Genomic DNA, 12,608 nt, shown 5'->3' on the forward strand with positions numbered 1-12,608 from the left:
TTCCCACGCGTTGGCTCATTCCCTAGAACATGAAATAGCGTTGGGCCATCGGCAGGGACTTGGCGGGTTCACAGGTCAAAAGCTCGCCGTCGGCCCGCACTTCGTAGGTCTCTGGATTGACCTCAATATGCGGGGTCGCGCTGTTCATCACCATGTCGGATTTCCCGATGGTACGGGTATTTTCCACCGCCAAAGTCGTTTTTCGAAGTCCAAGGGCTGCACCAATTCCGTCTGCCTGTGCGGCCTGACTCACGAACGTGACCGCACAATGCGCAACCGCTCCGCCCATCGCACCAAACATCGGGCGTGAATAAACGGGCTGTGGCGTTGGTATTGAGGCATTTGGATCGCCCATTTGCGCCACAACGATCATCCCGCCCATCAACACCATTTCGGGTTTCACACCAAAAAATGCGGGAGACCACAGCACCAAATCTGCGCGTTTCCCAACTTCAATTGAACCAATATGGCGCGAAATCCCATGGGCAATTGCCGGATTAATTGTGTATTTCGCCAGATAGCGTTTGACCCGAACATTGTCGTTGTCGCCTGTTTCTTCGCTTAAACGGCCCCGTTGTTTTTTCATTTTATCCGCAGTTTGCCATGTGCGAATCAAAACTTCGCCCACGCGTCCCATAGCCTGACTATCGCTCGCGATTATCGAAAATGCGCCGAGGTCATGCAGGATATCTTCGGCGGCAATCGTTTCGCGCCGAATACGACTTTCGGCAAAGGCCACATCCTCGGGGATGGATTTATCAAGGTGGTGACACACCATAAGCATATCCAAATGCTCCTCGATAGTGTTGACAGTATACGGGCGCGTCGGGTTGGTTGACGACGGTATAATATGTTGTTCCCCAACAACTTTAATGATGTCCGGCGCATGACCACCGCCCGCGCCTTCGGTGTGAAACGCGTGGATTGTGCGCCCCTTGATGGCGGCAACGGTGTTCTCGACAAAGCCACTTTCATTTAGCGTATCCGTGTGGATCATCACCTGAACGTCCATGTCGTCTGCGACGGAAAGGCAGCAATCAATCGCCCCCGGAGTTGTGCCCCAGTCTTCGTGCAATTTCATCGCACAGGCGCCGCCCTTGATCATTTCCACGAGGGCTTCGGGACGGCTTGCGTTGCCTTTGCCGGACAATCCAATGTTCATCGGGATGCCATCAACGGCTTGCAACATCCGCCCGATATGCCACGGACCGGGCGTACAAGTGGTGGCCAATGTGCCATGCGCGGGGCCCGTCCCGCCGCCAAGCATGGTCGTCACGCCCGAGTGCAACGCGTCTTCCATTTGTTGCGGACAGATAAAGTGGATATGGCTATCAAACCCACCCGCCGTTAAAATACGCCCTTCGCCCGCGATAATCTCCGTTCCGGGGCCAATGATAATATCCACATTGGATTGGGTATCCGGATTGCCCGCCTTGCCAATCGCCGAGATAAATCCACCACGCAAACCCACGTCCGCCTTGTAAATCCCTGTCGTGTCGACAATGAGGGCGTTGGTAATTACCGTATCCATGGCCCCGCCCACACGCGAAATTTGGCTTTGCCCCATGCCGTCACGGATGACCTTGCCGCCACCGAATTTAACTTCCTCACCATAGGTCGTCAGGTCGCGCTCCACCTCGATGATCAAATCCGTATCCGCCAACCGGACGCGGTCGCCTGTGGTTGGCCCATACATATCGGCATAGGTCGCGCGTGAAATTTTCGCAGGCATTGGCTTTCCTTTAATTTCCGTCCCATTGACCGCAGTGCGGCGGGAATCTCTTCTCTCGAATTATGTCATTTCGCTTCAAAGCGGCCCCATAACCTTTTGATTAAACCCATAGATTTCGCGCTTACCCCCGAGCGGAACCAAGGTCACTTCGCGTCTTTGTCCAGGCTCGAAGCGCACGGCCGTACCCGCGGCAATATCCAACCGCATGCCGCGTGCCACCGCGCGATCAAAGTCTAAAGCGGCGTTCGTTTCTGCGAAATGATAGTGGCTTCCGACTTGAACGGGCCGATCGCCCGTATTGGCGACCATACAGACGCATATTTCCGCGCCCGCATTTAGGGTTATGTCGCCGTCGACGGTGAATATCTCTCCCGGGATCATGGCTGCTCCTCCTTTGTATCTATCGAATGGGATGGTGAACGGTCACAAGCTTTGTGCCGTCAGGAAAGGTGGCTTCGACCTGCACATCGTGGATCATATCGGCGATACCCTCCATGCATTGGTCAACCGAAATAACATGCGCGCCGGCCTCCATCAGGTCCGCCACCGAGCGCCCGTCGCGTGCGCCTTCGACAACGTAATCCGTAATAATTGCGATCGATTCAGGGTGGTTCAGCTTAACACCACGCGCGAGGCGTCCGCGTGCGACAATCGCCGCCAGACTGATTAGGAGTTTATCTTTTTCTCTTGGGCTTAGGTTCATTTTCTTCCCTATTTTTGCCAGACACGCGGCAGTGGATCGACGCGCAATTCATTTAAAACTTTCGCCACGACACGCTGCAACGGCCATCCGTCATCCGCAAACAGCCGAACAATAAGCTTTCCGTTCCACCCGCTTGCCGCCGCTGTGACATCCGAAAAAGTGGATAGAATAGAGCGGACGGGCCCAAGGGCGTCCTGTGCTTGCGGTGCAAAAAACGCGATTGTCGCAAGGGCGCGCGCGCCAGAAAGCGTTGCTGCGCGCTTGGGGTGTGTAAAGTTGCGTTTATCCAGCGCGAAGGGTTCAATCCATTCTGGGAGCCCGTTACGACGCACCTCCCGCCAATCCGAAAAGGTTGCACTAACGAGCGTTTCCCCCATCGCTGCGCGCCCCAAAATCACGGTTTCAACCATAAGAAACTGAGCGTCAGAATCTAAATCTACAAGCGTCTTACGCGCCATATTCGAGCCTTCAAACAGGATGGTTTCCTGAGGCAGCCAATCCAAACGCCCACCTGCACCGACGGTCAAATTCACATCAACCCGCCCCGTGCCACTCACGGATTGATAGGCGCGTTCGGCGGTTTGGGTCGTCGCATTCACCCGCGCGCCCGCGCCGACACCAAGACCATACGAGATGTGGTCGCCCCCCGTGACGCCGCCCGCTGTGTTCAAAAACACGATTTCAGGCGTGGGCGCATGGATTTTTGGTAGGAACACTTTTGCGGACCCAGATTGGTGCAAATCTTTCAAACGGATTCGTCCGGACACAGCGTGAACCGAGGCAAAACCTCGCCCAACCATGCGCTGCAATCTAGGCGATGCAGTGCATTCAGACCCGCTCTCTATTTGTGCCTCTAAATCCAGCATAACCCCTCGTTTCGCGAGAAACTTAGGCAGCAGGTATGCCGCCAGCAAGATAATGGGAGATCACTCACGCACCTGTGCCGAAAAAATATGCCTGAGCTTAAAAAATAGGCGAAAAATTGTACAGCCGGTCACTCCCTAATCGTTTCATGAAAACTAACCTGCAATCCACGCTGGAAAAACCTGCATTAATTGTGTAGCGCAAGGATATGACCCAAAAACTCACGCTCAAACGCCCCGATGATTGGCACCTCCACCTGCGCGATGGCGCAATGCTTAAAGCGGTGCTGCCTGAAACCACCCGCCATTTTGGGCGTGCGATCATTATGCCAAACCTCGTTCCACCCGTTGTGACGAGCGCTCAGGCCTTGGCCTATCGGGATCGTATTCTCGCGGCTCTGCCCGAGGGTAGCAACTTTACGCCTTTGATGACCCTCTATTTGACGGAGCAAAGCGACCCAGACGATATCGCCGCAGCCTATGCGAGCGGGTTGATTTCCGCCGTGAAACTCTATCCTGCCGGAGCCACCACAAATTCCGCAAGTGGCGTCAGCGATTTTGACAAAGTGCGCCCTGCGTTGGAAAAAATGGCCGAGATTGGCCTGCCACTTTGCCTGCACGGAGAAGTCACTGACGCTGAGGTCGACATTTTTGACCGCGAAGCTGTTTTCATCGACCGCGTCCTTGATCCAATCCGCCGCGCAACCCCGGGCTTAAAAACGGTGATGGAACACATCACTACCAAGGACGGCGTCGATTACGCAAAATCGCAGGACAATTTGGGCGCAACAATCACCACGCACCACCTTGTGATTAACCGCAACCACATCCTCGTGGGCGGCATCAAGCCCCACTATTACTGCCTTCCCGTAGCAAAACGCGAAACGCACCGCGTTGCCCTTCTTGAAGCCGCAACCAGTGGCGATACACGGTTCTTCCTTGGAACAGACAGCGCACCGCATACCGACCTCCTCAAAGAGAACGCCTGTGGATGTGCGGGATGTTTTACGGCCACGAATACAATGTCGATCCTTGCGGAAGTCTTTGAAAAGGCGGGCGCATTAGACCGGTTAGAGGGCTTCACTTCGCTGCACGGCCCCGCTTTTTACGGCCTCCCCGTAAATGACACAACGCTCACCCTGACCAAGGGCGCGCCCGTTACATACCCCTCAAAAATCGAAGTCGGCGCGGAAACCGTCACTGTATTTGATCCCGGTTTCCCCCTGCATTGGACCGTCACCGCCTAGCGAAAACAAAGGACCCGTCATGATCCCAACTTCCCATACCGACGCCACCGAAATTGCGCGTCTTACCGCGAAAATGCTCTTGGAAATCAAGGCGGTACATTTCAACACGCGGGAGCCCTTTATTCTCGCCAGCGGCCTTCCAAGCCCAACCTATATCGATTGCCGCAAGCTGATTTCCTATCCCCGCATTCGCAGCACTTTGATGGATTTCCTGACCATCACGGTCATGCGCGACGCGGGTTTTGAAGCCTTTGACAACGTTGCTGGCGGCGAAACCGCAGGCATCCCCTTTGGCGCATTGGTCGCCGAACGCATGGCGCTCCCAATGAGTTATGTGCGCAAAAAAGCCAAAGGTTATGGACGCAACGCGCGGATCGAAGGCGAAATGACGGAAGGCCAACGTGTTTTGCTCGTCGAAGACCTCACAACTGATGGTGGTAGCAAACTCTCCTTTGTCGACGCCATCCGTGAAACGGGCGCGACCTGTGCGCATACGGCGGTCATTTTCTACTATGGGATTTTCCCAGAAACCGAGAAAACCCTCGGCGACCACGGAATTCAGCTGCACCACCTCTGTACGTGGTGGGATGTTTTGGCCGAAGCCAAGGATTCTGGCGCCTTTGATGCGGAAACCCTGACCGAAGTCGAAGCCTTCCTCAACGACCCACGCGGCTGGCAGGACGCTCACAAAACTTAAAACCAGATTAATGAGACTTCATCCATATCTAGGCGAAATGTCGACAGGCATGCCTAGATATGGTAAATCAAGGTTATCCACAGCTTTATACAATTTGCGACTTCCATGAAGTCTGCGCTAAGCAGACACCCAATCCGGTCGGGGAATCAAATGAACGAAATCGTACCAGTCAACAATGGCGCGGGGCTTCCTGCGACGAGTGCAGAAGCTTCCGAGCTCAGCGCACAACCGCATAATATTGAGGCGGAACAGCAGCTTTTGGGTGCGATTCTCACCAACAACGAGGTGTTCGATCGCGTGGCTTCTGTTATCAATGCCACGCATTTCTACGAGCCGACTCACGCGCGAATCTATGAGCTCGCGTCGCACCGTATTGCTAAAAATATGAACGCGTCGCCGGTAACCTTGAAAGCGTTCATGGAAGACGACGAGGGCCTCAAAGAACTCGGTGGACCCGCGTATTTGGCGCGTCTTGCTGGGGCGGCGATTTCCAGTTTTGCCGCGCGGGACTATGCGCAAATTATCTATGATTTGGCGATCCGTCGGGAACTTATGGGGCTAGGCCGCGAGATTATGGACAAAGCGGCAAATGTAAATGTCGCGAGCGAACCTAAAGAGCAAATTGTTGAAGCCGAACAAGCCCTTTATGCAATGGCCGAGCAAGGGCAAACCGAGAGTGGGTTTCAATCCTTCCTCAAGGCTGTGACTGAAGCTGTCACCGTAGCCAATACCGCATATCAGCGCGAAGGCGGCATGTCTGGGATCTCTATGGGATTGATAGATATGGACAAAATGCTGGGTGGTTTACACCGCTCCGACCTTTTGATCCTTGCCGGACGCCCCTCAATGGGGAAAACCTCACTGGCCACCAACATCGCCTACAATATCGCCAAAGCCTATAAAAAGGGCAAAAGGCCTGACGGAACTGAGGGCGCAATCCAGGGCGGCGTCGTTGGGTTTTATAGCCTCGAGATGTCCGCCGAGCAACTCGCCACACGGATTCTTTCGGAGGCTGCAGAGGTTCCGTCTGGCCAAATTCGCAACGGTGACATGACCGAGGAAGAGTTCCGCCGTTTTGTGGAAGCCGCCAAAAAACTTGAATCCTGCCCGCTTTATATCGATGACACGCCTGCCCTGCCGATCTCGCAATTGGCGGCGCGCGCTCGTCGTTTGAAACGGACGCATGGGCTAGACGTGCTGATTGTGGACTACCTTCAACTCGTGCGCCCCGCCACCGCCAAAGACAGCCGCGTAAACGAAGTTTCCGAGATCACACAGGGGCTTAAGGCCATTGCCAAGGAACTCGATATTCCCGTGATCGCCCTCTCCCAGCTCAGCCGTGGCGTTGAAAACCGCGAAGACAAACGCCCCCAACTTTCCGACCTTCGGGAATCGGGCTCGATTGAGCAAGACGCCGACGTCGTGATGTTTGTGTTCCGTGAGGAATATTACAAAGAGCGTGAAAAACCGGGCGATCACGAGCTGGACAAAATGGCTGCGTGGCAGGAAGAAATGGACGCGCTCCATGCGAAGGCCGAAGTCATCATCGGCAAGGCGCGTCACGGGCCAATCGGCCACGTCGAGCTTTCGTTTGAAGGGCAGTTCACCCGCTTTGGCAATCTTGTCAAAGCATGGCAAAGCGAACCCAACGGCTATTAATTTATGCACCATTGTCTCGCTTTTCGATTTCCCCTTGCCAGCCCGTGCGCCAATCGTCAGAACGATCTCCATGTCGACAGGTAAACTCAAAATTGATCTCAACGCGCTGGTAGATAATTGGCGCGTTCTCGATGCCCTCACTGAAGCTTCGGTTGAAACGGCGGCGGTGGTGAAAGCTGACGGATACGGCTGCGGGGCGGAGCGCGTCGCCAAAGCTCTTCTCCATGCCGGCGCCCGCACCTTTTTCGTGGCGACGGCCAACGAGGGCGCCCAAGTGCGGCAAGCCGTTGGTCCCAATCCAAAAATCAACTTGTTTTCCGGACATATGGCCGGCGCTACAGATATGATTCACGACATGCAACTGACACCGATGCTTAATTCTGTGGCCCAGTTGACCCGCCATTTCGAAGCCCTGCCCGGTGCGCCGTTCGGTATCCAACTTGATACGGGCATGAGCCGTCTGGGCATGGAAGCCGCCGAATGGCACGCTGTGCGCGACATTGCATTAGAGCGATCCCCGACCCTTGTTATGAGCCATTTGGCCTGCGCCGACGAACCAAATCACTCGGCGAACGATGCACAATTGCAAAACTTTCGCGCCATGACAGAAGGTGTGCAGGCGCCGCTTTCCTTGTCGGCCACAGGCGGTATTTTCCTATCGTCCGAGTACCACTTTGATTTGGTGCGCCCCGGTATTGGCCTCTATGGCGGTGCGCCTTTTGATGCCGCCAGCCCCGTGGTTCACCTGTCGTTGCCCGTGATTCAAACGCGGGATTTGGACGTGGGTGAAACCGTGGGCTATGGATGTACTTGGCAGGCCGAAGTTCCCAGCAGGATTGCCACGCTATCCTCGGGCTACGCCGACGGATTGCCACGCGCTCTTAGCAACAATGCGACCCTCTGGTTTGGCGATATTCCCTGCCCGCTGGTAGGCCGCGTTTCGATGGATTTGATCACGGTCGACGTCACCCATATAACCGAACACCCCGATCAACTCGACATCCTGTGCAGACACCAAGGCGTTGACGACTTAGCGCTTTCTGCAAGAACCATTGGCTATGAAATCCTGACCTCCCTTGGCTCTCGCCACGCGCGGCGCTATGGCGAAGTTCTTTCATGATTCTGCGCGCGATGGCTTCGCCTCTGGCGGCCTTGGGGCGTGCGGTCATGGGCTTCATGGCGTCCATCGGGCGGGTGTCGATTTTTGCATCCCAAGTTGCGGGTCATACATTTCGCCAGCCATTTTACTTTAAAGAACTCCTGCAATCCCTTATGAACATTGGATATTTAAGCCTGCCGGTCGTGGGCCTAACTGCGTTTTTTACGGGCGGCGCCTTGGCGCTCCAGATCTATGCAGGCGGCGCACGGTTTTCGGCCGAAGCCGTCGTTCCACAAATTGTTGCCATCGGTATGGTGCGCGAACTAGGGCCAGTTTTGGTCGGCCTTATGATCGCCGCGCGCGTGACCTCGTCCATTGCCGCCGAGATCGCTACCATGCGCGTGACCGAACAAATAGACGCCCTCGTGACGCTCTCGACGCATCCGATTAAGTACCTTGTTGTACCTCGGGTGGTTGCTGCGTTGTTTACCGTTCCGCTGCTTGTGGCGGTGGGCGATATCATCGGCATTCTCGGGGGGTACTTGATTGGAACCGGCAGCTTGGGGTTCAATTCCGCCGCCTACCTCCATAATACGGTGAATTTCCTTGAGCCACTGGACATCATTTCTTCCCTCGTCAAAGGTGCGGCTTTCGGCGTTATTTCCGCTTTAATGGGATGCTACTATGGCATGAATTCCGGTCGCGGGGCTCAGGGGGTTGGTCGCGCGACCAAGGGTGCAGTCGAAGCCGCAGCCGTGCTGATTTTGGCGGCAAACTTCCTCCTAACAAGCGTGTTTTTCACCATATGATTACGCTCTCAAAAATTTATAAAACCTTTGATTCCAACCAAGTATTGCGCGGTGTCGACCTACAGGTCCCGCGCGGTGAAAGCATGGTCATTATTGGCGGTTCTGGAACGGGAAAATCCATATGCATCAAATGCATCCTTGGGCTTGTCACCCCTGATTCTGGAGAGATCATCGTTGACGGGCAAAACGTCGAAACCGCCGAGCGGGATGCTTTCCTTGCCCGTTTTGGCATGTTGTTTCAGGGCGGCGCGCTCTTTGATTCTATGCCTATATGGCAGAATGTGGCGTTTCGCCTTTTGCGCGGCGGCCTAAAACGGCCAAAAGCCGAAGCCCGCGAAATTGCCATTGAAAAGCTGCGTCGCGTGGGCTTGTCCCCCGATGTGGCAGATCTTTTTCCCTCTGAACTTTCGGGCGGCATGCAAAAACGTGTGGGCTTGGCGCGTGCAATTGCCGCCGACCCCGAGATTATCTTCTTTGACGAACCCACGACGGGTCTTGATCCAATTATGTCTGGTGTTATCAACGAGTTGATACGTGAAATCGTTGTCGAAATGGGGGCAACCGCGATCACAATCACCCACGATATGTCCAGCGTCCGCGCCATTGCTGACAAAGTTGCCATGCTACATAATGGCGTTATTCAATGGACAGGTCCGGTCGCGGAAATGGATCAAAGCGACGATCCTTATCTCACCCAATTTATCAGCGGCAGCGCACATGGCCCTATCGAATCCGTTCGATAGCTCCAATAAATTTCAAAATTTATCTAAGCCCTTAACCATTTGTTAGGGAAGATTAGCCAAATTCAAACTGGGTTAGAGTCTAGAACGGAGGCCTTAAAAATGACGATCACTGAACTTTATCTTAGGCTGTTTTTTGTCGCTGCCCCCGCGATTGTGACCTATTTTGCAGCGCGCCGCGTTTTGCATTCCCGTAGCGATCACTGGGCCGTATATATCATTAATGTCGCATGGGGTGCCTATGTGACAGTGTATATTGGTAGAGATATTTTTCTGGCGACGTCCCTCCCTATTGAAGCCTTTGCTGTTGCCACCACCCCTGTGGTTTTCTGGATTGCGACCGTGGCGTTTTGCAATCGGCGCAACAATTCCACCCGTCGTTACGCTTCATCGCATAAACGTCCGTCAGGCGAGCACGAATTCTCGATTTAGCAGAGCACCTCTTGAAAAGCATGCGGTAAACTGCGACCTCTACGCGTATGAAATTTCTGCGTATTGCCAACCTTTTGTTGCTTATTGCCTTTCCAATCGCGTGGTTTGCTCCGCTGTTGCGAGCGGGCTTGCTTCCACTGTTCAAATTGTCGGAAATATCGGTCGTTTCGGGGCTGCAAAGCCTGTGGAAGACGGACATGTTTCTCGCCCTTTTGGTGACGGTCCTCGCACTTTTTGCCCCCTACCTCAAAACCGTCGGACTGGCGCTTGTGCAGTTTGATCTTTTGGATCGGCGCGTCCTCCCCGCGTTGCGCGTTCTTGGGAAATTGGCGATGGCGGATATTTTCCTGCTCGCGCTCTATATTGTGGTTGTCAAAGGCATCGGGGTTGGACGGGTCGAGACAGGCTGGGGCCTCTATGCCTTTACCGGATGCGTTCTTGCGAGTTTTGCGATTTCTTTTGCAACTGAGAGCTTGGAAAAGCGCGCGGCTTAGGCAATAACCCCTTATGGCAAAAACCAAAAACTTCGTCTGTAAAACCTGCGCCTCTACTTATACCAAGTGGTCGGGAAAATGCGATTCCTGCGGGGAATGGAACACGATTTCTGAGGAAATACCCTTTTCTTCTGGTCCGCCCAGCAAATCCCTTGGCGCAAAACGTGGCAGCCCCATTGCCTTGTTTGATCTTGCGACCGAAGAAGATCCCCCAAAGCGCACCCGTTCAGGATCCGGCGAGTTAAACCGTGTGTTGGGTGGAGGATTAGTACCGTCAAGCGCGGTTCTGGTGGGCGGCGATCCGGGTATCGGCAAGTCGACCCTCTTGTTGCAAGCCGCCGCGAGTTTTGCGCGCGCAGGCTTGAAAACGATCTATGTTTCGGGCGAAGAAGCCAGCGCCCAAGTACGGATGCGCGCAAAACGTTTGGGCATCCAAGAGGCGCCAGTCAAGCTCGCCGCTGAGACCAATTTACGCGATATTCTTACGACGCTTGAGATCGAAAAACCCGACCTCGCGATCATCGATTCCATTCAAACCATGTGGTCCGACAATGTCGATTCCGCGCCCGGATCTGTAAGCCAAGTGCGCGCCGCCTGCCATGAGTTGACGACCTTTGCCAAACGCAAAGGCATGGCGGTAATTCTTGTGGGGCATGTCACCAAGGACGGCCAAATCGCTGGCCCCCGCGTTGTCGAACACATGGTCGACACGGTTTTGTACTTTGAGGGCGAACGCGGCCACCAATTCCGCATCCTGCGCGCCGTGAAAAACCGCTATGGCCCGACGGACGAAATCGGCGTCTTTGAAATGACGGGCAAAGGCCTCGCCGAAGTAAAAAATCCCTCGGCACTGTTTATGGGCGATCGCGAAAACCCCGCACCGGGTTCTGTGGTTTTTTCCGGCATCGAAGGCACCCGCCCGATGCTCGTTGAGCTGCAAGCCCTCGTCGCCCCCTCGCCTCATTCCCAAGCCCGCCGCACGGTTGTGGGTTGGGATGGGAGCCGTTTGGCGATGATTTTGGCCGTCCTAGAATCACGTTGCGGCGTACCCTTTACGGGGCTCGATGTGTACCTAAACGTCGCAGGAGGGCTGCGTGTGTCCGAACCTGCGGCCGACTTGGCTGTTGCGGCGGCGCTACTTTCTGCGCGCGAAGATCATTCTTTGCCCTCTGACACTGTGGTTTTTGGCGAAATTAGCTTATCAGGGGCACTTAGACCCGTTGGACAAACGGAAAACAGGTTGAAAGAAGCCGAGAAACTTGGTTTTAGCTCAGCTATCATGCCTTCGGGTGGAAAAAAACTTGATCAGACGGGAATGAAGATCAGCACAGTGTCCGATCTTACTACTTTCGTAAAAGACGTATTCGGGGACTCTTAACCCCCAACAGGAGAAGATATGGAAGGTTTTACCATAGTAGACGGCGTAGTGGCCATTGTGATCATCCTCTCGGCGGTATTGGCATATTCCCGTGGTTTTGTTCGCGAAACGCTTTCGATTGCCAGTTGGGTTGTTGCGGCAATTGTGGCCTATATTTTCGCCCCTAAGGTCGAACCTTTGGTGCGCGAAATTCCCATCCTGAAAGACATGATTGGCGGACAATGTGAATTGTCGCTGATGGTGGCTTTTGTCATCGTACTTGTGGTTGGTCTGGTCGTTATGGCGATTTTTACCCCGCTGTTTTCAAGCATGGTCCAACGCAGCATTTTGGGTGGTCTTGACCAAGGCATCGGTTTTCTCTTTGGCGCGGCGCGCGGTGTATTACTGGTTGTAGTGTCGCTCTTTATTTACGACTGGGCGGTTACGGATCAAACGTTTGAAGTCGTCGACAACAGCCGCAGTGCCGTGATTTTTAGCTCCCTTGTGGGCCAAGTTGGCGAAAATGTACCCGACGATGTTCCAGGCTGGTTGCAGTCACGCGTCAATTCCTACCTCGCACTTTGCGAAGCGCCAGCAGATATCGTACCTGCTGAAGCGGTTCCTGCAGAAGTGGTTCCCGCCGAATAAGCCTGTTTTTCAGGCATCCTTTGACATCAAGGTCGCTCCTTTTGGGGCGGCCTTTTTACATTTTTTCGCCCAATCAACGGCAAAGCGACAAAAGCCACGCTCTTTATCAAAAATATGACAATTTCCTA

14 protein-coding genes are annotated in these 12,608 nt (G+C 54.3%); 10 read left to right on the plus strand and 4 right to left on the minus strand.

From position 1 onward, the window contains the following. Positions 1 to 22: 22 nt before the first annotated feature. The 4 genes from ureC to AB9F29_RS03220 form a co-directional block, all read right to left on the minus strand. Entirely contained in the window at positions 23 to 1,732 is a 1,710-nt protein-coding gene (gene ureC / locus AB9F29_RS03205; protein ID WP_369754562.1) for an urease subunit alpha, read from the minus strand. A gap of 75 nt (positions 1,733 to 1,807) precedes the next feature. Beyond that, on the minus strand, positions 1,808 to 2,113 hold the full coding sequence (locus AB9F29_RS03210; RefSeq protein ID WP_369754563.1) for an urease subunit beta: 306 nt from the start codon (positions 2,111 to 2,113) through the stop codon (positions 1,808 to 1,810). A gap of 19 nt (positions 2,114 to 2,132) precedes the next feature. Continuing rightward, entirely contained in the window at positions 2,133 to 2,435 is a 303-nt protein-coding gene (locus tag AB9F29_RS03215; protein WP_369754564.1) for an urease subunit gamma, read from the minus strand. 8 nt (positions 2,436 to 2,443) lie between these two features. Continuing rightward, on the minus strand, positions 2,444 to 3,301 hold the full coding sequence (locus AB9F29_RS03220; protein WP_369754565.1) for an urease accessory protein UreD: 858 nt from the start codon (positions 3,299 to 3,301) through the stop codon (positions 2,444 to 2,446). Positions 3,302 to 3,507: 206 nt separating this feature from the next. On the opposite strand from AB9F29_RS03220, the gene pyrC reads away from it, so the two are divergent. The 10 genes from pyrC to AB9F29_RS03270 all read left to right on the plus strand — a co-directional run bounded on the left by pyrC (position 3,508) and on the right by AB9F29_RS03270 (position 12,480). Beyond that, positions 3,508 to 4,545 (plus strand): dihydroorotase, encoded by a 1,038-nt coding sequence (gene pyrC / locus AB9F29_RS03225; protein ID WP_369754566.1) that lies wholly within the window; start codon positions 3,508 to 3,510, stop codon positions 4,543 to 4,545. 19 nt (positions 4,546 to 4,564) lie between these two features. Next, positions 4,565 to 5,242, plus strand: a complete 678-nt coding sequence (locus AB9F29_RS03230; protein WP_369754567.1) for an orotate phosphoribosyltransferase — start codon at positions 4,565 to 4,567, stop codon at positions 5,240 to 5,242. 150 nt (positions 5,243 to 5,392) lie between these two features. After that, positions 5,393 to 6,901 (plus strand): replicative DNA helicase, encoded by a 1,509-nt coding sequence (locus tag AB9F29_RS03235; protein ID WP_369754568.1) that lies wholly within the window; start codon positions 5,393 to 5,395, stop codon positions 6,899 to 6,901. 70 nt (positions 6,902 to 6,971) lie between these two features. Next, positions 6,972 to 8,021, plus strand: a complete 1,050-nt coding sequence (gene alr, locus AB9F29_RS03240; RefSeq protein ID WP_369754569.1) for an alanine racemase — start codon at positions 6,972 to 6,974, stop codon at positions 8,019 to 8,021. Next, positions 8,018 to 8,809, plus strand: a complete 792-nt coding sequence (locus tag AB9F29_RS03245) for an MlaE family ABC transporter permease (protein ID WP_369754570.1) — start codon at positions 8,018 to 8,020, stop codon at positions 8,807 to 8,809. Before alr ends, AB9F29_RS03245 begins: the two co-directional genes overlap by 4 nt. Continuing rightward, positions 8,806 to 9,552, plus strand: a complete 747-nt coding sequence (locus AB9F29_RS03250) for an ABC transporter ATP-binding protein (RefSeq protein ID WP_369754571.1) — start codon at positions 8,806 to 8,808, stop codon at positions 9,550 to 9,552. Before AB9F29_RS03245 ends, AB9F29_RS03250 begins: the two co-directional genes overlap by 4 nt. A 99-nt stretch (positions 9,553 to 9,651) precedes the next feature. Then, positions 9,652 to 9,981 carry a hypothetical protein gene (locus AB9F29_RS03255; protein ID WP_369754572.1) on the plus strand — a complete coding sequence of 110 codons (330 nt, stop codon included), beginning with the start codon at positions 9,652 to 9,654 and terminating at the stop codon, positions 9,979 to 9,981. 47 nt (positions 9,982 to 10,028) lie between these two features. Then, positions 10,029 to 10,475, plus strand: coding sequence for a paraquat-inducible protein A (locus tag AB9F29_RS03260; protein WP_369754573.1), 447 nt, complete (start codon positions 10,029 to 10,031; stop codon positions 10,473 to 10,475). Between the two features lie 13 nt (positions 10,476 to 10,488). Continuing rightward, entirely contained in the window at positions 10,489 to 11,853 is a 1,365-nt protein-coding gene (gene radA / locus AB9F29_RS03265) for a DNA repair protein RadA (RefSeq protein ID WP_369754574.1), read from the plus strand. A gap of 18 nt (positions 11,854 to 11,871) precedes the next feature. Further along, a complete protein-coding gene (locus tag AB9F29_RS03270; RefSeq protein WP_369754575.1) occupies positions 11,872 to 12,480 on the plus strand; it encodes a CvpA family protein in 609 nt (202 codons plus the stop codon). Positions 12,481 to 12,608: the final 128 nt, after the last annotated feature.

Origin of the sequence: Falsihalocynthiibacter sp. S25ZX9, assembly GCF_041205405.1 — a bacterium.
GTDB lineage: Bacteria > Pseudomonadota > Alphaproteobacteria > Rhodobacterales > Rhodobacteraceae > Falsihalocynthiibacter > Falsihalocynthiibacter arcticus.